23 protein-coding genes are annotated in these 21,483 nt (G+C 70.3%); 3 read left to right on the forward strand and 20 right to left on the reverse strand.

The window, feature by feature from the left end; genetic code table 11:
* Window positions 1-28: 28 nt before the first annotated feature.
* The 10 genes from NQ151_RS02465 to NQ151_RS02510 form a co-directional block, all read right to left on the reverse strand.
* Entirely contained in the window at window positions 29-568 is a 540-nt protein-coding gene (locus NQ151_RS02465) for a hypothetical protein (protein WP_257526914.1), read from the reverse strand.
* A gap of 55 nt (window positions 569-623) precedes the next feature.
* The gene (locus tag NQ151_RS02470; RefSeq protein WP_257526915.1) at window positions 624-1,529 is read right to left on the reverse strand and encodes a tyrosine recombinase XerC; all 906 of its coding nucleotides are present in this window, start codon (window positions 1,527-1,529) and stop codon (window positions 624-626) included.
* Window positions 1,530-1,577: 48 nt separating this feature from the next.
* Window positions 1,578-2,768 carry a DNA-processing protein DprA gene (gene dprA / locus NQ151_RS02475; protein ID WP_257526916.1) on the reverse strand — a complete coding sequence of 397 codons (1,191 nt, stop codon included), beginning with the start codon at window positions 2,766-2,768 and terminating at the stop codon, window positions 1,578-1,580.
* A complete protein-coding gene (locus NQ151_RS02480) occupies window positions 2,765-4,297 on the reverse strand; it encodes a YifB family Mg chelatase-like AAA ATPase (RefSeq protein ID WP_257526917.1) in 1,533 nt (510 codons plus the stop codon). The genes dprA and NQ151_RS02480 overlap by 4 nt, the downstream gene beginning before the upstream one ends.
* The gene (locus tag NQ151_RS02485) at window positions 4,294-4,656 is read right to left on the reverse strand and encodes a YraN family protein (protein WP_257526918.1); all 363 of its coding nucleotides are present in this window, start codon (window positions 4,654-4,656) and stop codon (window positions 4,294-4,296) included. Before NQ151_RS02485 ends, NQ151_RS02480 begins: the two co-directional genes overlap by 4 nt.
* 108 nt (window positions 4,657-4,764) lie before the next feature.
* Complete coding sequence (locus tag NQ151_RS02490) at window positions 4,765-5,088, reverse strand: DUF2469 family protein (RefSeq protein WP_257493299.1); 324 nt, start codon at window positions 5,086-5,088, stop codon at window positions 4,765-4,767.
* 22 nt (window positions 5,089-5,110) lie between these two features.
* On the reverse strand, window positions 5,111-5,770 hold the full coding sequence (rnhB, locus tag NQ151_RS02495; RefSeq protein ID WP_257526919.1) for a ribonuclease HII: 660 nt from the start codon (window positions 5,768-5,770) through the stop codon (window positions 5,111-5,113).
* A 4-nt stretch (window positions 5,771-5,774) separates the two neighbouring features.
* Entirely contained in the window at window positions 5,775-6,518 is a 744-nt protein-coding gene (lepB, locus tag NQ151_RS02500; RefSeq protein ID WP_257509576.1) for a signal peptidase I, read from the reverse strand.
* A 158-nt stretch (window positions 6,519-6,676) separates the two neighbouring features.
* A complete protein-coding gene (gene rplS, locus NQ151_RS02505) occupies window positions 6,677-7,024 on the reverse strand; it encodes a 50S ribosomal protein L19 (RefSeq protein ID WP_257509945.1) in 348 nt (115 codons plus the stop codon).
* A 158-nt stretch (window positions 7,025-7,182) separates the two neighbouring features.
* Complete coding sequence (locus NQ151_RS02510; RefSeq protein WP_257526920.1) at window positions 7,183-7,677, reverse strand: MFS transporter permease; 495 nt, start codon at window positions 7,675-7,677, stop codon at window positions 7,183-7,185.
* 102 nt (window positions 7,678-7,779) lie between these two features.
* On the opposite strand from NQ151_RS02510, the gene map reads away from it, so the two are divergent.
* Window positions 7,780-8,562, forward strand: a complete 783-nt coding sequence (map, locus tag NQ151_RS02515) for a type I methionyl aminopeptidase (RefSeq protein WP_257509944.1) — start codon at window positions 7,780-7,782, stop codon at window positions 8,560-8,562.
* Window positions 8,563-8,564: 2 nt separating this feature from the next.
* On the opposite strand, the gene trmD is transcribed toward map, so the two are convergent.
* From trmD to rpsP, 4 genes are read right to left on the reverse strand one after another with little or no spacing between them, the layout of a single operon-like run.
* Window positions 8,565-9,254, reverse strand: a complete 690-nt coding sequence (gene trmD / locus NQ151_RS02520; protein WP_257509574.1) for a tRNA (guanosine(37)-N1)-methyltransferase TrmD — start codon at window positions 9,252-9,254, stop codon at window positions 8,565-8,567.
* A 1-nt stretch (window position 9,255) separates the two neighbouring features.
* Window positions 9,256-9,918, reverse strand: a complete 663-nt coding sequence (rimM, locus tag NQ151_RS02525; protein WP_257526921.1) for a ribosome maturation factor RimM — start codon at window positions 9,916-9,918, stop codon at window positions 9,256-9,258.
* The gene (locus NQ151_RS02530; RefSeq protein WP_257509572.1) at window positions 9,902-10,132 is read right to left on the reverse strand and encodes an RNA-binding protein; all 231 of its coding nucleotides are present in this window, start codon (window positions 10,130-10,132) and stop codon (window positions 9,902-9,904) included. The genes rimM and NQ151_RS02530 overlap by 17 nt, the downstream gene beginning before the upstream one ends.
* A 4-nt stretch (window positions 10,133-10,136) precedes the next feature.
* On the reverse strand, window positions 10,137-10,562 hold the full coding sequence (gene rpsP / locus NQ151_RS02535; protein WP_257509571.1) for a 30S ribosomal protein S16: 426 nt from the start codon (window positions 10,560-10,562) through the stop codon (window positions 10,137-10,139).
* Between the two features lie 182 nt (window positions 10,563-10,744).
* On the opposite strand from rpsP, the gene NQ151_RS02540 reads away from it, so the two are divergent.
* A complete protein-coding gene (locus NQ151_RS02540) occupies window positions 10,745-11,908 on the forward strand; it encodes a glutamate--cysteine ligase (RefSeq protein WP_257526923.1) in 1,164 nt (387 codons plus the stop codon).
* A gap of 107 nt (window positions 11,909-12,015) precedes the next feature.
* Here the strand turns inward: NQ151_RS02540 and NQ151_RS02545 are convergent, their stop codons facing one another.
* The 6 genes from NQ151_RS02545 to smc form a co-directional block, all read right to left on the reverse strand.
* The gene (locus tag NQ151_RS02545; protein WP_257526924.1) at window positions 12,016-12,870 is read right to left on the reverse strand and encodes a DUF559 domain-containing protein; all 855 of its coding nucleotides are present in this window, start codon (window positions 12,868-12,870) and stop codon (window positions 12,016-12,018) included.
* A 251-nt stretch (window positions 12,871-13,121) separates the two neighbouring features.
* Window positions 13,122-14,669, reverse strand: coding sequence for a signal recognition particle protein (gene ffh / locus NQ151_RS02550; protein ID WP_257526925.1), 1,548 nt, complete (start codon window positions 14,667-14,669; stop codon window positions 13,122-13,124).
* A 55-nt stretch (window positions 14,670-14,724) separates the two neighbouring features.
* Window positions 14,725-15,675, reverse strand: a complete 951-nt coding sequence (locus NQ151_RS02555) for a TetR/AcrR family transcriptional regulator (RefSeq protein WP_257526926.1) — start codon at window positions 15,673-15,675, stop codon at window positions 14,725-14,727.
* Window positions 15,676-15,814: 139 nt separating this feature from the next.
* Entirely contained in the window at window positions 15,815-16,315 is a 501-nt protein-coding gene (locus tag NQ151_RS02560) for a DUF2004 domain-containing protein (RefSeq protein ID WP_257509565.1), read from the reverse strand.
* 54 nt (window positions 16,316-16,369) lie between these two features.
* Window positions 16,370-17,242 (reverse strand): signal recognition particle-docking protein FtsY, encoded by an 873-nt coding sequence (ftsY, locus tag NQ151_RS02565; protein WP_257526927.1) that lies wholly within the window; start codon window positions 17,240-17,242, stop codon window positions 16,370-16,372.
* Between the two features lie 18 nt (window positions 17,243-17,260).
* Window positions 17,261-20,758, reverse strand: coding sequence for a chromosome segregation protein SMC (gene smc / locus NQ151_RS02570; protein WP_257526928.1), 3,498 nt, complete (start codon window positions 20,756-20,758; stop codon window positions 17,261-17,263).
* Between the two features lie 413 nt (window positions 20,759-21,171).
* Between smc and NQ151_RS02575 the strand changes: the two genes are divergently transcribed.
* Window positions 21,172-21,423 carry a hypothetical protein gene (locus tag NQ151_RS02575; protein WP_257509562.1) on the forward strand — a complete coding sequence of 84 codons (252 nt, stop codon included), beginning with the start codon at window positions 21,172-21,174 and terminating at the stop codon, window positions 21,421-21,423.
* Window positions 21,424-21,483: the final 60 nt, after the last annotated feature.

Raw genomic sequence — 21,483 nt, forward strand, 5'->3', positions numbered from 1 at the left:
TTCCCCGGGCGGTGCTGCTGCCGTGTTGTCAGCGGTCGACGACGATGAAGTTGCGGTCGCCGTTGTCGACGACATCGCCCAGCGCCCCGGCATCCACCTCGTTGTCGTTGCCGTTGACCACGACCTCGCCGATCTCACCGCGTACGTCGATCTCGTTGCGGTCGCCGGTGAGTTCGAGACTCATGACGGAGGTTGCTTCGAGGTTGTTGTCCTGACCCGAGATGGCCACCGTGACGACATCACCCGCGTCGACCTCGTGACGGTCGCCGGATATCTGGAGTTCGTCCACGGTCGCGCGAGTGAGGTCGAGCTCGATGTCGGTGCCGCTGAGGGTCACCTGCGGGCAATCGCCCGACAGATCCAGGTCGCTGCCGGATGAGACGGTGACCGGTTCTCCCCCGCAATCGCCGCCGGTGGCCGCACCGGGCGCGGAGGGTGCAGCCGACGCGGACGGGCGCGCATCGTCGTCGGCGGGACGTGCCCCGTCGGTGCTGATGGGCACGCAAGCGCTCAAGGAGAGCGCGAACGCGGCGGCGGTGACGGTCACGAGCAGACGGCGAGGGGACATGGCCTCACGCTAAGTCGCGTCCGGCGGCCCCGCTACCCCTTGCGGAGGGCCCCGATCACGCTCTGGGATGGGCCAGCCGATAGGCGGCGGCCAGGCGCTCACCCGACACATGGGTGTAGATCTGCGTGGTCCCGAGGCTGGCGTGCCCGAGCATCTCCTGCACCGCCCGCAGGTCCGCCCCGCCGTCGAGCAGGTGGGTGGCCGCGGAGTGCCGCAGCGTGTGGGGCCCGACCGTCTCGGCGCCGACCAGGGGGGCGATCTCCCGCGCGACCAGGTCATACACCGCACGCGGGCCGAGACGCGCGCCGCGGAGGCCCAGGAACACCGCGGCGGGATCCGGCTTCTCGGCCCGGGCCGCCAGCGCGGGCCGGCCGCGCACGAGGTACGCGTCCAGGGCGCGGGCCGCCGGCAGCCCGAACGGCACGACGCGTTCCTTCGACCCCTTGCCCAGCACCCGCACGGTCGCCGCGCCGCGGTCGATGTCGCCGAGGTCCACGCCGCACAGTTCCGACACCCGAAGGCCTGCCCCGTAGAGCAGCTCCAGCACGGCGGCGTCGCGAAGGTCCCGCGGGTCGCCCTCATCGGCACGCGTCCGCAGATCGTCCAGGACGCCCCCCACCGCCTCCGCGGTGGCCACGCGCGGTAGGGTGCGGCCCCGCTTGGGCGCGACCAGGCGCAGGCTCGGGTCGGTGGCGAGGTGGCCGTACTCGGTGGCCCAGGCGAAGAACCCCCGCGCCGCGGCGGTGCGCCGAGCAAGCGTCGCCCGCGCGTCACCTCGTTTGGTGGCGGCCCAGAGCCACTCCCTCAGGCCCTCGAGGTCCACCTCTGCCAGCGGGATGTCGCCCACGACGGCGGTCATGTCGGTCAGGTCGGAGCGGTAGGCGCGCACGGTCGCGGCAGACAGCCGCCGCACGTCGGCGAGGTGCCGCGTGTACTGCTCGATGGCCTCGGTGATCCGCATGCCTCCAGGATGCCGCGTCCCTGCCGCGGTCCCGGTCCGACGCTCCGGTCAGCGGCGGGTGACGATGAGGCGCCAACCCGCCGGGCCGTGCTGCGCGCGGCCGTCGAGCAGCAGGAGTCCCAGGCCCCGTTCGACGTGGGCGATGCTCTGACCGCACCGCCGCGCCACGTCGTCCACGGTGCGCCAGGAGCGGGTACTGAGCGCGTCGCGCAGTGCCGTCGCCTCGTCGACCCAGCCGTCGGCACCGGGGAGCAAGTCGTCGTCGAGCCCCAGCAGTTCCCGTACGTCGGCGCTGCGGGTGATGCAGCGCGCGTCGAAGTCCCGCAGCATGCGGTGGCATCCGGCCGACGCGGGACTCGTCACCGGCCCCGGCACGGCACCCAGCGGCCGCCCCAGGGAGGCCGCATGCGCGGCGGTGTTGAGGGACCCGCTGCGCCAGCCGGCCTCGACGACGACCGTCGCGTCGGAGATCGCCGCGATGATGCGGTTGCGCGACAGGAACCGCCATTTGGTGGGCGCCGCCCCGCAGGGCACCTCGCTGATCACCGCGCCGGTGCGGGTGATCCGCCCCAGCAGGTCCTCATGCCCTGCCGGGTAGGGGCGGTCAACTCCGCCTGCCAGCAGCGCGTCGGTGAGTCCGCCGGCGTTGAGCGCCGCGCGATGGGCGGCACCGTCGATGCCGTATGCCGCCCCCGACACGATGCGGACCCCCGTCGCCGCAAGCTCCGCCGACAACTCCATCGCGACGTGCTCGCCGTACGAGGTCGCGGCGCGGGCGCCGACGATCGCCACGGTCGGGACGGGGTGCTCCGGCAGTCGGCCGCGCACCCAGAGACACAGCGGACCGTGCGGTCCGAGATCGTCCACCCGGGTGGGCCACGTCGCGTCGCCCGGGACGATCAGCCGCACCCCGACGCGGCGGGCGGTGTCGAACCCCGCGGCGCTGGGGCCGGATGCGAGGCGGGGTCGCCAGCGCTCCAGCGCCTCGCGCGCCCGGTCGCGGTCGATCGCCGCGGCCGCCGCGACGGCCGGCGCGTCGTCGGCGGCGACGAGGCGCAGGGCCCCGGCCGCGCCGACGGCGGCCACCAGCAGACCGGCGTCGCCGTCGCCGGGTTCGCAGATCCCCGACCACACCCCGCGGGCATGGCGGTCCGCCACCTGGTCGTTGTCGAGGTCCGCTTCGACCACCCCTTGCAGGGCCGTGCGAGCGGCATCGGGATCGTGCAGTGGTGGGTTCACAGCGGTGTCATCCCCTTCTTCAGGTACAGCGCGCGTCCGATGTCGTCGATGTCCAGCCGGGGACGTCCCGCGAGGTCGGCATTGCTCCACGCCACCCGCAGCACCCGGTCGTACCCGCGCAGCGTGAGCGACCCGCGATGCAGTGCCGCGTCCAGCGGGCGTCGCACGGCCGGCGGCGGCGCGAGGGGGCCTTGCCGCAGCCACGCGCCGGAGACCTCGGCGTTCGTGCGCCACGGCGTTCCCGCCAACCGGCGCGCCGCCCGCTCACGTGCCGCGTGCACCCGGGTCCGTGCCTGCGCCGTCGTGATCGGGCTGTCCGCAGGGGCCTGCGCATGTGCCACAGATACGCGCATGACCGCGAGCTCGATGTCGATGCGATCGCGGATGGGACCGGACAGGCGTCCCAGATACCGGCGGATGCCCGAGGGCGGGCACACGCAGTCACCGCCGGGCACGCCGTACGCGCCGCACGGGCACGGGTTGGTCGCCAGCACCAGCTGGAAGCGCGCCGGGAAGGTCGCGCTCGCCCCGGCCCGGTGGATCTGGATCGACCCGTTCTCCAGCGGCTCCCGCAGCGCATCCAGGGCGCCGGAGGCGAACTCCCCTGCCTCGTCGAGGAACAGCACTCCGCCACTGGCCCGGGCGATGGCACCGGGGCGGATCACCCGGCTGCCGCCGCCGACGAGCGCGGCGACACTCGCGGTGTGATGCGGCGCCTCGAACGGCGGGGTGCGTTCCAGGGCGACCACCCGGGCTCCGCCGAGCGACCGAATCGATGCGGCCTGCAGCGCTGCGGAATCGTCGAGCTCCGGCAGGATGCCGGGGAGGCGGCGCGCCAGCATCGTCTTGCCCGACCCGGGTGGTCCGCTCATGAGCACGTGATGTCCGCCGGATGCCGCCAGGACGATCGCCTCGACGGCGTCGCGCTGGCCGATCACCTCCGCCAGCTCCAGTCGCTCGACAGCCCGCTCGGGAGGGGCGTCGTCGGTGACCGGCGGCAACTCGCGATGCTCGACGTCCAGACCGTGCCACCGCAGCACGTCGAGCAGACTCACCGCACCGAGCACCTCGACGCCGTCCACCAGTGCCGCCTCTGCCCGATTGGCGAAGGGCACCGCGACGCGGGTGATCCCGGCGCGGACGGCGGCCACCACCGCCGGCAGCACCCCCGGTACCGGACGCAGCCGCCCGTCCAGGCCGAGCTCGCCCAGGTGCACTGCGGAGCGGAGGGACGCCGGGTCGAGACGGTGCTCGGTCGCCAGCGCGGCGACGGCGATCGCGACGTCGAAGCCGGCGCCCTGTTTCGGCAGGCTCGCCGGCGACAGATTGACCGTGAGCCGCCGTCGCGGCAACTGCAGGCCGCTGTTCTCGCAGGCGTTGTGCACGCGTTGGTGCGCTTCGCCCAGCGCTTTGTCAGGCAGGCCGATGATCTTGAAGTCGGGGGTCTGCCGGGACAGGTCCGCCTCGACCTCGACCAGCGCGCCCTCCAACCCGGTCAGCGCGACCGCCCACGTGCGCGCAACCGTCATCGCAGGTCCCGCAGGTGCTCCAGTGACGCCGTGGCAGGGTCCTCCCCGGTGATCGCTATGACGTCCAGGCGCAGCCGGTGTCCCTGCATCAGGTCGGGGTGCGCGGCAAGCCACGCATAGGCCAATCGCCACAGCCGTCGGCGTTTGCGGTCGTCCACGGCCTCCCACGGGTGCCCGAATGCATCGGTGCGCCGCGTCTTGACCTCCACGACGGCGATGACATCGGCGTGGGTGGCGACCAGATCGAGTTCACCCTGCGGGCAGCGCCAGTTGCGCGCGAGCACCCGCCAGCCGGCATCCTCCAGATAGCGTGCCGCGCGCGCTTCGCCGTCTCGTCCTCGTTCGTCCTTGGCTGCCATGCAGCGATCGTCGCGCGTGCGCGAGGGGGACGTCGGCGCGCATACGCCGGATCGGGGACCGGCGGCCGCTATTGCACCCTGGGGAGGAGGCTACGGGGCGGAAAACGCTCAGGAATCGAGCGAGAGCTCCTCGGGCAGGTGGAAGTCGCGGCGAGTGAGCTCCTCGACGTTGACGTCCTTGAACGTCAGCACGCGCACCGACTTGACGAACCGGTCGGCACGGTAGATGTCCCAGACCCACACGTCGGTCATCGAGATCTCGAAGTAGAAGTCGTGCTCGGTGTCACGACGTACGACGTTGACCTCGTTGGCGAGGTAGAACCGACGTTCGGTCTCGATCACGTAGGCGAACTGCGACACGACATCGCGGTACTCGCGATACAGCGCCAGCTCAAGTTCGCGGTCGTAGTCCTCGAAGCCCTCATCGTCCATGGTGAGACCATCCTATGGCCGCTCAGAAGAGCGTCGGTGCGTCGAGGATCGCCCACGACGCCCGGTGGTGCGTGCTGAGCCCGAGCGAGCGGATCGCGGCGCGGTGTTCCTCGCTGGCGTAGCCCTTGTTGCGAGCCCACTGATAATCCGGCCAGTCGTCATGCAGATCGGTCATGAGGCCGTCGCGGGCCACCTTCGCGATGACGGATGCCGCCGCCGCGCTGGCGCAGTCGCGGTCGGCCTTCACGACGGGGCGCACCAGCAGCCCCGCCCCGCCCGCAGGCGTGATGTAGTCGTGGTTGCCGTCCAGCAGCACGATCGCCTCTTCGGGCACGATGCCGTGACCGCGCAGCTGGTCGACGGCGCGCAGAGCCGCGATCCCGAGCGCCCGGATGATGCCGACCTGGTCGACTTCCGCGGAGCTTGCCCAGCCCACTGCCGACGCCCCGACCCACGCTGCGGCGCGGTCGGCCACCTCCGCGCGCCGGGCGGCGGGGACGAGCTTGGAGTCGCGCAGGCCCTCGGGGACGCGACGACGGGCGCGTGCGGCATCCACTGCGACGGCGCCGACGGCCACGGGACCTGCCAGGGCCCCGCGCCCCACCTCGTCGCACGCGATGACCATCGTGTGCTCGCGCAGCAGTCGACGCTCCAGCGTCAGGCGCGGCTCGACGACGGTCATGGTGTCACTCGGTTTCGGAGTCGGGCACACCGGCGAACACGTCGTGGTGGCCGTCGATGAGGCCCACGCGATCCAGCGGCCACGTGATGAGGAACGCTCGGCCGACGACGTTCTCGATGGGCACGAAACCCTTGTTCGGCTGATCCTGGTTGTAGCGCGAGTCGCGGGAGTGATCGCGGTTGTCGCCGAGCACCCACAGCGAACCTTCCGGCACCACGACGTCGAACTCGTACTCCTGCGGGGCGGCTTCACCGACCGCGAGGTTGAGATAGACGCTCTCGTCGATGGGGATGCCGTTGACGGTCAGCTGTCCGAGCGCATTGCAGCAGACCACGTGGTCGCCCGGCAGCCCGACGACGCGCTTGATGAGATGGTCCTTGCTGTCGGGTGCGGACAGTCCCACCAGCGACAGCGCCCAGTCGAAGGCCACGACCACCGCGGAACGCTCCGGCTCGACGGCGGGGGTGAGCCACCCGCCCGGGTCGCGGAAGACGACGATGTCGCCCCGGTCGAAGCCGCCGAAGCGCGGCGTGAGTTCGTCGACGAGGATGCGGTCCTCGATCTGCAGCGTCTGCTGCATCGACCCGGAGGGGATGTAGAACGACCGCACCAGGAAGGTCTTCACGAGGAAGGACACCACCACCGCGATGAGCACGATGATGAGCACATCGCGCACGAACGGCCACCAGCCGTGCCGGCGACGCGGCAGCCCCGGATCGTGCGGCGGGGCCGTCTGCTCAGCCGTCATCGACCATCCTTCTTCCGGCGCCTCTCGAAGCATGAGGCGACATGTTCAAGCGTCGCACATTCGGCATCCGGCCGCGGCATACGACGCGTGCGCAGCGACCGTGGAACGACGGATGCCCCGGGGGTCGACCCCCGGGGCATCCGTCTGCAAAAGACGCGTCAGCGGTCGCGCTTCTCCTTGATCTTGGCCTTCTTGCCGCGAAGGTTACGCAGGTAGTAGAGCTTGGCGCGGCGCACGTCGCCGCGGGTGACGACCTCGATGTGGTCGATCACGGGGCTGTGCACCGGGAAGGTGCGCTCGACGCCGACCTGGAAGCTGATCTTGCGAACGGTGAAGGTCTCACGCACGCCGTCACCCGAGCGACCGAGGACGGTGCCCTGGAAGACCTGGATACGGGAGCGGTTGCCTTCGGTGATGTTGACGTGCACCTTGACGGTGTCGCCGGGACCGAAGACGGGGATGTCGGAGCGCAGGGATGCTGCGTCGACTGAATCGAGGATCTGCATGATCGTCACTTCCTGCAGCCGCCACAGGTCGACCGCGAGATAGAGGAATAAGAGAAGTGGTGCCCCGGAACCGTCTGCGCGGTCCGCTCCCCTGAGGCAGAGTCAATCAGGGCACGAAGCTCTATTCTGCCATGCGCACTGGCGCCCACCAAACCGCCTTACACCGTGGGTGGGAGCCGCTTCTCCTCGATGATGACCACATCGGCCACTTCGTCGGGCTCGCGCCGGGGCTCCGCGGCCGGAATGAAGGCCGTGCCGTTGCCGGCGCGCACCATGGTCAGTCGCGGACGCGCTTCGGTCCACAGCTGCCACAGCGAGAGCCAGAACACCCCGACCGCGAGGCCCGCGGCGCCCAGCGCCTGCGGGATCCAGGCGGGTCCGAAGAACCCCAGCGCGATGATCGAGAGGTGCCAGAGGCCGAAGCCGAGCACGTCCCACCACGACACCGCGCCCTGCGCGCGCACCGTGCCTCTTGCTCGCACCAGCAGCATCAGCACCAGTTCGGCGATGAACACCGCCGGCACCGCGAGGAACAGCACCCACAGCAGCGCCCAGCCGCCGCCGTCGAAGATGACCCATCCGACGACCAACCACATCGGCAGCACGAACGCGGCCGGCAGGAGCCAGAGATAGAACGCGCGTCGCAGCCACATGGCTTCGATGCTACGCCTGCCGTGTCACGGCGCACACCGGCATCCGTTCGCACCCGCACACCCCGGCATCAGGGAGAATGGATGCCGGACGAAAGGAACCCGATGATCGAGTTGCGCACCCCCGCCGAGATCGACGCGATGCGACCGGCGGGCCGCTTTGTTGCGGAGGTACTGGCGACCCTGCGTGACGAGACGAAGGTCGGCACGAATCTGCTGGCGATCGACAAGCGCGCCCACGAGCTGATCCGCCGCGCCGGGGCAGAGTCCTGCTACATCGACTATCACCCCTCGTTCGGCGCGAGTCCGTTCGGCAAGGTGATCTGCACGTCCATCAACGACGCCGTGCTGCACGGGCTCCCCCACGACTACGCGCTGCGCGACGGCGACCTCGTATCGCTGGACTTCGCGGTGTCGGTCGACGGCTGGGTCGCCGACTCCGCCATCTCGTTCGTCGTCGGCACGCCGCGCGAGGAGGACCTCGCCCTCATCGACACCACCGAGCGGGCGCTGGATGCCGCGATCGGCGCGGCCGTGGTCGGCAACCGGATCGGCGACATCTCACACGCGATCGCCGAGGTCGCCCACGGCGACGGGTACTCGATCAACACCGACTTCGGCGGGCACGGCGTCGGCCGCGTCATGCACGGCGACCCTCACGTGCCCAACGACGGCAAGCCGGCGCGCGGCTATCCGCTGCGTGCGGGGCTGGTGCTGGCGCTGGAGCCGTGGTTCCTGCAGACCACCGACGAGCTGATCACCGACTCCGACGGCTGGACGCTGCGCAGCGTCGACGGTTCGCGGGGTGCTCACGCCGAGCACACGATCGCCATCACCGAAGACGGCCCCATCGTGCTGACCGATCGGTCGTTCCTCGGGGTGGACTGACCTCAGTCGGCGAGCAGATCGGGGCGACGCTCGCGCGTGCGCTCCAGCTGCTGCTGGTGGCGCCAGGTGTCGACGGCGCCGTGGTTGCCGCTGAGCAGCACCGGCGGCACGTCGTAGCCGCGCCAGGATGACGGCTTGGTGTACGACGGGTACTCCAGCAGGCCGTCCTCGTGGGACTCCTCCACGAGGCTTGCGGGGTTGCCGACGACGCCGGGGATGAGACGGCCGATGGCCTCGATCATGGCCATCGCCGCGACCTCGCCGCCGTTGAGCACGTAGTCGCCCAGGCTCACCAGCCGGACCTCGCCGAGGGTCGCGGCGTAGTCGAACACCCGCTCGTCGATCCCCTCGTAACGGCCGCAGCCGAACACCAGGTGCGGCAGCTGCGACATCTCACGCGCGGTGGCCTGAGTGAACCGCTCCCCCGCGGGCGAGGGGAACACGAACACCGGCCGGTCGCCGGCATCCGCTGTGATCTCGTCCAGCACCTCGCCCCAGGGCTCGGGCTTCATCACCATGCCCGCGCCGCCGCCGTAGGGGGTGTCGTCCACGGTGCGGTGACGGTCGTGGGTGTGCGTGCGCAGGTCGTGCACGCGGATGTCCAGGAGCCCTGCGCCGCGGGCTTTGCCCAGCAGCGAGACTTCCAGCACGTCGAAGAACGACGGGAAGATCGAGACGACGTCGATGCGCACGTCAGTCCTTGTCGGCGTCCGCCTCGGGAGCGTCGCCATCAGTCGGCGCTGCGTCATCGGGGGCTGCGTCCGCCGCGGCATCCGGTTCCGGCGCCAGCTCTTCGAAGAGCCCTGCGGGCGGGGTGACGGTGACGCGTCCGGCGGCGATGTCCACGTCGGGCACGATGGCCGTGACGAACGGCACCAGGATCTCGCGGTCGCCGTCGCCGGTGGGGCGGACGATCAGCAGGTCCTGCGCCGGGAGGTGGTCGACCCGCACGACACGTCCGACGACGTCGCCGTCGCGGACGACATCGAGGCCGACGAGTTGGTGGTCGTACCAGGCATCCGACTCCGGGGAGTCCTCGTCCTCGTCCTGGTCGATCCACAGGATGGCGCGCACGAGCGTCTCGGCCGCTTCGCGGTCTTCAACGTCTTCGAAGAACACGACGGGGTGCGAGTTCATCCAGCGGAACTCACGCACCGTGATGGACTTGCCATGCCAGGGTGAAGCCTCCGGCACCTGCAGTGTGAAGACGGCACCGGTGGTGAAACGGCGATCAGGGTCATCGGTGTACAGCTCGAGCTTGAGTGCGCCCTTGAGCCCGTGCGCCTTGACCAGTCGACCGACGCGCAACTGGGCGCGGGGGGTTTTCGCAGCCGACACCTCAGTCGTCCGCAACATCGACGCGCACGCGTCGTCCGTCGGCCAGAGCCGACACGACGGTGCGCAGCGCCTTTGCCGTGCGTCCGCCGCGCCCGATGACGCGACCCCGATCATCGGGGTGCACGCGCACCTCCAGCACGTCGCCGCGAGGCGAGGTGGAAGTGTTCACGGTCACGTCCTCGGGGTGATCGACGATCCCCTTGACGACGTGTTCGAGCGCGGCGGCCAGCAACGGCTTACTCGGCGTCGGTGGAGGCGACAGGCGCCTCGTCGGACGCAGCCTCGGTGGAAGCAGCCTGGTCGGCCTTCTTCTCCACCTTCGGCTTGACAACGGACTTCTTCGCGGCGTCGACCTCGAAGGGTGCCTTGGGCTCGGCCGTCTTCACGGTCGAGACGGCGTTCTTGTCACCCTTGTGCTTGCCCCAGTCACCCGTGAGCTTCAGCAGTGCGGCGACCTGCTCGGTCGGCTGCGCGCCGACGGACAGCCAGTACTGCGCCCGCTCGGAGTTGACCTCGATGAACGAGGGCTCCTCGGTCGGGTGGTACTTGCCGATCTCCTCGATGACACGACCGTCGCGCTTGGTGCGCGAGTCGGCGACGACGATGCGGTAGTACGGGGCACGGATCTTGCCGAGCCGCTTGAGACGGATCTTGACAGCCACAATTCTCCTGAATGTGTTGGAAGGATGAACGTCGCCTGGAGCGTGGGGTGCACACCCGGCAAAAGCTCGAGAGTGGATCGCGAGCCCGGTTAGAGGGTCGAGCGCGCGGTCCAGCCTTCTATTTTGCCAGATGCTGGGGCATGCCGCGAACCACCCGCTCGCGCGCGTGCCAGACTGTGCGCATGACGGTGCCCTTCGCGACATCCGCCCGCTCCTCCGTCGGGCTCGAATGGGAGCTCATGCTCGCCGACGGAAGCACCGGGGATCTTGTGCCCCGCGCGCCGGAAGTGATCGCCGCGCTCGGCGAATCAACGGCGCTCGAGCGCTACACCGTGACCGGGGAACTGCTGACCAACACCCTGGAGGTCACCAGCGGCATCGGCCAGACCGTGGCTGCCGCCGTCGACGACATCGCCGACGCCATCGCCGCGGTGCGCACCGTGACCGACCCGCTGGGGCTGGAGCTGCTGTGCGCCGGCAGTCACCCGTTCGCGCAGTGGTTCGACCAGCAGGTGACCGACAAGACCCGCTACCACAAGCTCATCGAGCGCACCCAGTGGTGGGGACGCAACATGATGATCTGGGGCATCCACGTGCACATCGGCGTCGACGACGTCAACAAGGTCATGCCGATCGTCAACGCCCTGGCCGCCTACCTGCCGCATCTTCAGGCGCTGTCGGCATCCAGCCCGTTCTGGGCCGGCGAGAGCACCGGGTACGCGTCCAATCGCGCCCTGGTGTTCCAGCAGCTGCCCACCGCCGGTCTCCCCTGGCCGTTGCAGACGTACGCGGAGTACGAGAGCTACCTCGACGACATGGCCCATACCGGAGTGATGGCGGATGCCACCGAGGTGCGGTGGGACGTCCGCCCGGCGCCCCGCTGGGGCACCATCGAGGTGCGCGCGTGCGACGGCATGTCGACGTTGCCGGAGCTGGCCGCCGTGGCCGCGCTGGTGCAGGCGCTCGTGGAGCATTTCTCCCGCGAGCTCGATGCGGGCCGGGAGCTGCCGTTCCTGCAGCCGTGGTTCGTGCGGGAGAACAAGTGGCGCGCCGCCCGCTACGGCCTGGATGCCCGCATCATCGTCGACCGCGACGGCACGCAGTTGCCCGTCACCGAACACCTGCGCACGACGGTCGAGCAGCTGGCCGACATCGCGGTCGAACTCAAGTGCGCCCGCGAATTCGCCGAGGTGGAGACCATCCTCACCGGCGGCGCCAGCTATGCCCGGCAGCTGACGGTCGCCGCTGCCGCCGACGGCGACCTGCGGGAAGTCGTGCAGCACTTGATCCGCGAGTTCCGCAAGGGACCGACGCTGCGCGAGCATCTCAGCCGCCTGGGCGCCTGAGCCGCGGCATCCGGCTCGGCTTTCGCCGCTTCTGCCGTTACGAGCGTAGGAGATGTGGCGAAGGGAGGAGTTCTGTCGCGGCATCCGTCCTACGCTCGTCCCATCTCCTACGCTCGTGACAGCGCGGGGGCGCGGTGCTTGCCCTGCGCGACCGCCAGCAGCACCGTCTCCTCGACGAATGCCCACTGCCGCAGCACCTGCATCCAGTCAAAGCGCAGCACGGTGTAGCCGCGCAGCACCAGCCGCGCGTCTGCCCGGAGGTCGCGACGTCGGTCGGCGGGGGCGCTGTGGAACTCCCAGCCGTCGAGCTGGATGACCAGCCGGTCGCCGATGAGGAAGTCCACCGCGTGCCCGTCGATGCGCACCTGCTGGCGGATCGGCAGGTCGAACGCCCGCAGCCCCGCCAGGAACACGGTCTCCAGTCCCGAGTCGCTCAGCAGGGATGCCAGCTCGTTCACGGCCGAGGCGCGAGTGCCTCGCCACTGCACGGCTGCCAGCGTCGCAGGATCGATCAGCTTCTTGCGCACCGCCGATTCCCACACCGTCAGCGCGTCGGCCTCGGCAACGCAGCGCGCGACCTGCTGCAGCGTGTTCACGATGCCGTCGACGACCGCGTACCGCGACACCGGCGTGGGGGCGGCTCCCCAGTGGGCGTGCACGCCGTCACCGAGTCGGGAGGCCGTCGGTGCGACCGCGACATGGATGCCGTCGTGCTCGGGCACCCACAGTCCGAGCCGGCGCGCCTGCGTGAGGCACGTCACCCGGCCGCCCGCTTCGACGGCGCGCACGATGACATCCTCCACGTGCGGCATCACCAGCCAGCTGCGCCGCACCCGTCGAACCCCGCTCGCCACGGCATCCGCCATCGTGCGGGCCGAGAAACCCTGTGCGCGGGCCTCGGCGGTGTGGGCGACGCCGCCGCGGCGCGTGAGCCAATCAAGGAGAACCAATGCCGCTGCCATGCCGTCCACACTGGCGCGGCCACGTGGGTGAGCGGGTAGCGCAACCCCCGAACCGTGGATGGATCCGAGTGCCGCGGGCCTGGGGAGGAGACGGTGACCGGCGCGCGCGGCGAAGCCAGGGTAGGAGATGGGTCGGAGGTAGGAGATGGGTCGGAGGTAGGAGATCCGCGGCGGCATCCGTCCTACGCTGGCCCCATCTCCTACGCTCGCGACACGACGCAGGGTGGATGCCGCGACGCGGCGGCGCGGGCTCAGCCCTTGCCGAAGAGCTTCTGGATCTCGGCGAGCTCGGCCTCGCTCGGCGCCTGCTGCGGGCCGCCCAGGCCGAAACCGGATCCGGTCGGCGCGGCAGCGGCCAGGCCGGCGGCCTCCGCGGCCCGCTTGGCGGGGTTACCCGAACGCGACACCGCGCGGCTCTTCTGCTGCTTGCCGCGCTTGGTGGTCGCACCGGGCTTGCCGCCCATCGATCCCATGCCGGGGATGCTGGGCACACCGCCGCGCGCGACGGTCTTCATCATCTTGGATGCCTGCTCGAACCGCTGCACGAGCTGGTTCACGTCGGTGACGGTCATGCCCGAACCGCGCGCGATGCGCAGCCGCCGCGAGCCGTTGAGCACCTTCGGGTTGCGGCGCTCCCCCGGCGTCATCGAGCGGATGATGGCCTCGGTGTGGTCGAGCTCCCGCTCGTCGAAATTGTCCAGCTGCTGCTTCATCTGGCCCATGCCCGGCAGCATGCCGAGCATCTTCTTCATCGAGCCCATCTTCTTGAGCTGCTGCATCTGGTCGAGGAAGTCCTCGAGGGTGAAGCTGTCCGTCGCCAGCTTCTCGGCGACCTTCATCGCCTCTTCCTCATCGAACGCGCCCTGCGCCTGCTCGATGAGGCTGAGGATGTCGCCGAGGTCGAGGATACGGCTGGCCATGCGGTCCGGGTGGAACGCCTCGAGGTCGTCGAGGCCCTCACCGGTGGAGGCGTAGATGATCGGGCGGCCGGTGACGGATGCCACGGACAGCGCGGCACCACCGCGGGCGTCACCGTCCAGCTTGCTCAGCACGACGCCGGTGAAGTCGACGCCCTCCTGGAAGGCCTTGGCGGTGTTGACGGCGTCCTGACCGATCATCGCGTCGATGACGAACAGCACTTCATCGGGGTCGGTCGCCTTGCGGATGTCGGATGCCTGCTTCATCAGCTCCGCGTCGACGCCGAGGCGGCCGGCGGTGTCGATGATGACGACGTCGTGCTGCTGCCGGCGGGCGGTCTCAACACCGTCGCGGGCGACCTGCACCGGGTCGCCCACGCCGTTGCCGGGCTCCGGGGCGTAGATGGCGGCACCGGCCTGCTGGGCGACGACCTGCAGCTGGTTGACGGCGTTCGGGCGCTGCAGGTCGGCGGCGACCAGCAGCGGGGTGTGGCCGTCCTTCTCGAGCATCTTGGCGAGCTTGCCGGCGAACGTGGTCTTACCCGACCCCTGGAGGCCGGCGAGCATGATCACCGTCGGCGGGGTCTTGGCGAACTGCAGCCGGCGCTGCTGGCCGCCGAGGATCGCCACGAGCTCCTCGTTGACGATCTGCACCACCTGCTGTGCCGGGTTCAGTGCACGGTTGACCTCGTCGCCGAGGGCGCGCTCGCGCACCTTGGCGGTGAACTCCTTCACGACCGGCAGCGCGACGTCGGCGTCCAGCAGTGCGCGACGGATCTCGCGCACGGTCCCGTCGACATCAGCAGCGCTGAGCTTGCCCTTGGTGCGGAGGTTGCGGAAGGTCTCGGTGAGACGATCTGAGAGCGTGCCGAAGGTAGCCATGATCCCCCGATTCTACGTGGACTCGGGGCAGCCTCGCGGCGCCCTCACGAAGCCGTCACTCCGGGCCCAGCTCCTGGAACAGCGTCAGCTGCAGGTTCGCCCGGCCGCGCACCCGTGCGTTCACCGATCGCCAGGGTGTCTGGCGGGCGGATGCCTCCAGGGTCGCGTCGGCGGCCAGCAGCGCGTCGACGGCCACGGCGGCGTCGTCGACCTCGAGCGCGACGCGCAGCCGGTCGCTCGGTGCGTCGCCGTCGGTCTCGACCGTGTCAATGAACGCCACCTGCGCCGGGTTGGCGATCTCCAGCGTCGCCCGCCCCGCGTCGAGGATCGCCACGCGCGCCCCGCCGTCGGCCTCGTATGCCTCGGCCTGCGGCATGCCGACCACGTCGCGGTAGAAGGCGAGGGCGTCGTCGTACTGCTCGGCCTGCACCACCAGACGCAGCTGCCGCACCCGACCATGAGCGGTGGGGACGAAATCCAGGGCGTCGGCCAGCAGGGGCGCCAGCGCGGCGCGGCCGGCGCCGCCGGCGGCCCACTCCCAGACGGCGGAGAACACCGCGCCCGCGCTCGCGGCGCCGGAGACCTCGGCCCGCAGTGCCGCGGCTCCGTCGCGGCGCAACCGCTCCGCGACCGCGCGCGCCAGACGCAGCTGGCGGATCGCCCGTTCCCGGTCGAGCTCGACGGCAAGACCCATGGCATCCATGTTCGTGATGGCCAGTGCCAGGTGGTCCGGTGCGAAGTCGGCGCCGATCGCGCACAGCGCGTCCCGCACCGGCGTGCGTGCCAGCAGCGCCGCGGTCGCGGCATCCAGTCGCTCGTCCAGCCCCGCCCACAGCACGTCCGCCTTCGAGGCGAAGTAGTTGAAGAAGCTCGACCGGCTCACCCCGGCGCGTGTGGTGATGTCGGCCACCGAGGTTGCGTCGTAGCCGCGCTCGAGGAACAGTTCGCACGCCGCCTCGGCGAGCGTCTCCTGTGACGATGCCTTGGGCCTACCCACCCGGTTCATGACTTCAGCGTACGGACCCCCGCGTGCGCACACGCGATCAGGTGTTGTTGTACGAAATCCAACGACGCCGGCACCGACATCATCACGATCACCCAGTACCTGCGGCCGAGCCCGCGTCACCTGCCGTGTAGCGGCTGGCCTACTCAGCGCTGGTGACCGACTGCACGGAGCCGTCGGACGCGAGATTGACCAGCAGCACGTCGTCGGTGGCATCCGGGTCGAGGGCGTACTCGAGGACGGCGAACGGGTCGCTGCCACCGTGCTCGTCGGCGAGGATCGTCATGCTCATCAGCTGCAGCGAGCGGATCACGTCGACGTGCACGTCGCCGGAGATGTCGACGAGGTACTCCTCGATGCGGTCCCCCAACCGGTCCTGCTGCTGCAGGATGTACTCGGTCACTTCGCTGGCACGGTCGTCGAGTTCGGTGACCATCGCGTTGCGCGCGGTCATGTCGATCGTCTCGAGCGTGGAGATCATGGCGGCGGCGACATCGAGCGCGGCGGAGGACACGTCGTCCTGGTCGGGCGCCGTGAGATCGACGGTGACGATCTGGTCGGCGAACTCGACGTTCTCCGACCAGAAGATCGATCCGTCCGGACCTGTTTCCAAGAGTCCGAAGTAGTCGTGCTCGATCGCCATGGTCCTATGAAAGCAGTACGACTGCCCAGGCGGTAGTCCGCCGCGCCGCGCCGGTCATTCCACCAGCGAAGCGGCGAAGACGTGCGGGGTGAATCCGGTGAGGTCATTGATGCCTTCGCCCTGGCCGAGGAGCTTTACCGGAATCCCGGTGCGCTCCTGCACCGCCAGCACGAATCCGCCCTTGGCGGAGCCATCCAGTTTGGTCAGCACCAGCCCGGTGACACCGGCGTGCTGCAGGAAGGCCTCGGCCTGCATGACGCCGTTCTGGCCGGTCGTGGCATCCAGCACCAGCAGCACCTCGCTGATCGGCGCCTGCTTCTCGATGACCCGGCGGATCTTGCCGAGCTCGTCCATGAGACCGCCCTTGGTGTGCAGGCGACCGGCGGTGTCGACGAGCACGATCTCGGTGCCGGTGCGCTTGGCATACTCGATCGTCTGGAACGCGACGGATGCCGGGTCCTGGCCTTCCTGCTGCGGACGCACGATCGCCGCTCCCCCGCGTTCTGCCCAGGTGGCCAGCTGATCGACGGCGGCGGCGCGGAACGTGTCGGCGGCGCCGACGACCACGGTGCGGCCGTAGCGCTGCAGGAACTTCGCGAACTTGCCGATCGTCGTGGTCTTGCCCACGCCGTTCACGCCCACCACCAGCACAACCGCAGGCCGCTCCGTGAGCCGCAGGGTCGTGTCGAACTTGGCGAAGTGCTCTTCGAGGGTCTCCCGCAGCATGCGCTGCAGGTCGCGCGGGTCGGTGGTGCGGAACCGCTCCACCTTCTCGCGAAGCTCCTCGACGATGCGCTCGGTGATGTCGGGACCGAAGTCCGCCGTCAACAGCGCCGTCTCAAGGTCTTCCCACGTGGTCTCATCGATCGCGGGCTTGACGAACATGCCGCGCAGTGCGCGGCCGAGCGACCAGGAATTCTCCGCCATGCTTCCAGCCTAGGCGCGCTACGCGCTCTGCCGATCGCGCACGCGCTGCCCGACGACGGCGGAGACGCCGTCCTGGCGCATCGAGACGCCGTACAGGGCGTCGGCGATCTCCATCGTGCGCTTCTGGTGCGTGATGACGATCAGCTGACTGGACTCGCGGAGTTGCTCGAACACTCCGAGCAGTCGCCCGAGGTTCGCATCGTCCAGCGCGGCCTCCACCTCGTCGAGGATGTAGAACGGGCTCGGCCGGGCCTTGAAGATGGCCGTCAGCAGCGCCACCGCCGCGAGGGAGCGTTCACCGCCGGAGAGCAGCGAGAGGCGCTCGATCTTCTTTCCGGCCGGACGCACCATCACCTCGATGCCGGTGGTGAGCGGGCTGTCGGGATCGGTCAGCGAGATGCTGCCGGTGCCGCCGGGGAACAGGATCGGGAACACCTCGCCGAAGGCGACGCGGGTGTCCTCGAAGGCGGCGAGGAAGATCGTCTGCATGCGCTCGTCGAGTTCGTCGATGATCGTCATCAGGTCGGCGCGCGTGCGGGTGAGGTCGCTCAGTTGCTCCGTGAGGAACGCGTGCCGCTGCTCGAGCGCGGAGAACTCCTCCAGCGCGAGCGGATTCACCCGGCCCAGCTGACCGAGCTTGCGTTCGGCCTCCTGCAGGCGCCGGCGCTGCGCCGCGCGATCATAGGGCTCGGTACGCGGCTCGGTGTCGCCACCCTTCGAATCGGCGACCGGTACCGGCTGGTCAGGACCGTATTCCGAAACGAGAATACGCTCGTCGAGACCGAGCTCGGATGCCACCCGCTCGAGAAGACTCGTGACGTGCAGGCGCTTCTCGTGGATCTGCAGCTCCAACCCGTGCACGCTCTCGGTGAGCCCCGCGAGCCGCTCCCGCACCGTCGTCTCCTGGGCGCGCAGCTCCCTCAGCTCAGCGGTCACCGCGGTGCGCGCCGATTCGGCGGCGGCCAGTTCCACGCGCGCCTGAGACACGGACCGATCGACCGAGTCAAGCAGCGGCGGCAGCTGCGCGGCGATGTCTGCGGCGACGGCGCGCTGGGCGCGGCGGATCACGGCGCGGCGGGCGGCTTCCTCTGCGGCGGCGCGTTCCCGCTCCCGCTGACGCTCGAGCTGCACGACCTGCTGCTCGCCGGCTCGGATGCGTTCCTTCAGCGTCTCGACATCCAGCCGCGCGCGCATCTCGGCGTCGCGGGTGCGCTCGACAGCGGCGAGCATGCCCTCGCGGGCGGAGGCGTCGAGAATGGGTCGCGGCATCTGCTGCGCCCGCTCCAGCGCCTCGTCGGCGGCGCGCACGCGGGCCTCGGCGTCCGCGACGGCCGCTTGCGCCGGCCTCAGCCCTGCTTCCAGCCGTTCGCACTCGGCCATCGCGCCCTCGTGGCGCACCGTGGCACGGTTGACCTGCTCGGTGTGTGCGGCCAACGCCGCGTCGTGCGCGCGCAGCGTCTCCAGCGACGCCTTGGTCCGCTGGCGGGCACCGTCGAGGTGGCCCTGTGCGTCTGCCAGCGCATCGCGCAGCGAGTCGGCCACGACGACGATCTCCGTCAGCCGGTCGGCGGCGGCATCGCGCTCCGCCGCGAGTTCGAGGCGGGAGCGCCCACCGCCGCTGCCGGCGCGCACCGTGTGTGCCGTGACGATCTCTCCCGCGCGGGTGACGACGGTCAGCCCGGGAGGAACCTGCCGCACGGCATCCAGATCGTCGACGATCATGACCGACGACAGCAGGCCAAGCACGCCCGGCGGCGCGGTGACGACCGCGGTCGCCGCGATCGCGCCAGGCAGCGCGGTCGCGGGCGCCGTGGCATCCCCGGCGGCGATGGCGATGTCGACCGTGCCGAGGTCGGCGTCGCGCGCCACGCGCGCCAGCGCGTACGCCTCGTCCACCGAATCGACCAGCACGCCTTCGGCGAGCGGCCCCAGCACGGCGGCGATCGCCGCTTCGTAGCCGGCGGTCACCTTGACCGCGTCGCCGACCAGGCCCCGAATGCCCGCGCCACCGCCGGCGATCAGTTCAGCGGCGGCGTTGCGCACATCGAGGGCCCGGCCCAGCGCCGCGGTTTGCGCCGTGAGCGCCTCGAGTTCCCGCTCGGCGGCGTGCAGCCGCTCCCGGATGCCGGCGACGGTCGATTCCGCCTCGGTCGCGTCGCGCTGCGCCTTCTCGTAGAGTGCGGCGTATTCGGCGGAAGTGCCCTCCGGCACCAGCTCCGGGTCGACAGCCGCCAGTGCCTCTTCCGCTTCCGCACGGCGCGCGAGGGCGGCATCCAGTGCCGTCTGCTGGCGTTCCAGCGCGGCGCGCACCGCGGATAGTCCGGAGTGCGCCGCGTCGGCGGCACCGCGCAGCTTGGTCAGCCGCATGTCGTGTTCGGACACCAGCGCGCTTTGTGCCGCGATGTCGGCGTCGAGGGCGTCCAGTTCTGCCCGGGACCGGATGACGTCCCTGGATGCCGCGGCTGCGGCGTCCTGCGCGGCGCCCAGTCCAGCGGCGATCTCGTCGATCTCGGCACGGGCATCGTCGATGGTGGTCTGCGAGACGGTGGTCTGTTCGAACAGCGGGGCGTCGTCGCCGGAGAGCAGCGACAGCCGCTGCCCGGTGAGGGTGTAGAGCCCGCGCAGCCGTTCCTGCACCTGCTCGAGGGCGAAGGTCGTGCGCCGCGTGCGGTCGACCGCCTCGGAGCGCTGCTCGGCTTCCAGCCGCTCGATCCGGGCGCGCACTTGCTCGGCCTGATCCTGGAGCACGAGACGTTCGGAGTGACGCTCCTGCTCGTTGCGCGCGTGGTCGGCCAGCTGCGCGCGCAGGCTCACCAGATCGTCGGCGAACAGGCGCGCCTTGGCGTCGCGGACGACGGCGGCGATCGTGGCGGCTTCGCGGGCGATCTCGGCCTGGCGCCCCAGCGGCTTCAGCTGCCGGCGCAACTCCCCGGCGAGGTCCGACAGCCGGGTGAGGTTCGCCTCCATCGCGGCGAGCTTGCGCAGGGTCTTCTCCTTGCGCCTGCGGTGCTTGAGGATGCCGGCGGCCTCCTCGACGAAACCGCGACGTTCCTCCGGCGACGCCTGCAGCACGCTGTCCAGCCGGCCCTGGCCGACGATCACGTGCATCTCGCGGCCCAGACCGGTATCGCTCAGCAGCTCCTGCACGTCCAGCAGCCGGCAGCTCTCACCGTTGATGGCGTACTCGCTGGCGCCGTTGCGGAACAGGGTGCGACTGATCGTCACTTCGCTGTACTCGATCGGCAGCGCACCGTCGCTGTTGTCGATGGTCAGTTGCACCTCGGCGCGTCCCAGCGGGCCGCGGGTGGCGGTGCCGGCGAAGATGACGTCCTCCATCTTGCCGCCGCGGAGCGTCTTGGCGCCCTGCTCCCCCATCACCCAGGCGAGCGCGTCGACGACATTGGACTTGCCTGATCCGTTGGGCCCGACGATGCAGGTCACCCCCGGTTCCAGGGCGAACGTCGTCGGCTGCGCAAACGACTTGAACCCTTTGAGCGTCACGCTCTTCAGGTGCATGGGCAGTCCTCCGTCAGCGGTTACCGCACCACGCTACCGGCATGTCACTTGACGGGATGTGCGCCACGCGCTAGCGTCGGCTCTCGCATCCGAAGTCGAGAAAGGAGGTCCCCCGATGATTCGTATCAACACCACCGAGGTCGCGTATCCAGTACGCCCGTCTCGTGTTGCGGGGACCGTCTCCTTTGGAACGCTCCAGAGCGTCCTCGCCCACGAAGCCGGCTGAGCCGCACCGCGTAGGAGAACTCTGCCCCTCCCGGGGCATGATCGCTCCCCGCCGCCTCGTCTGAGGCAGCTGCTCGCGCTCCGCCGCCCCTCCGCGCCGTGCCCCATCACGGCTCCCCCGCTCCGTGCTGCGGCACGGCATCCCGCCGCCCTCGGCGGCATCCATCTCTGCCTGAAAGAGAAAGATCATGCGAACCAACACTGCGCCGCAGCGCTCATCGGGCGTGCCCGATACGTTGCAGCTGGCTGGACGGACGCCTCGGACGTCGTTCGTCGACCGCGTCGCCATGCGCGTCGCGCTCGCGCTGCTCCTGTGGAGCACGCGGCCCCAACTCAGTGCCGACGAAGCCGAAGCCGCGCTGGCGCGGCGTGCGGCCGACGACCGCCGCGAACGCGAGGCGGCCTGGCTGTGGCTGGCCCTGGGCACCCGACCGCTGTGAACCCCGGTGGTGTCCGGAGCACTCAACGCTGCGGACACCACCTCCCCAACGAAAGAACCA

The sequence above is a fragment of the Microbacterium sp. zg-YB36 genome (assembly GCF_024623575.2).
Classification (GTDB): domain Bacteria; phylum Actinomycetota; class Actinomycetes; order Actinomycetales; family Microbacteriaceae; genus Microbacterium.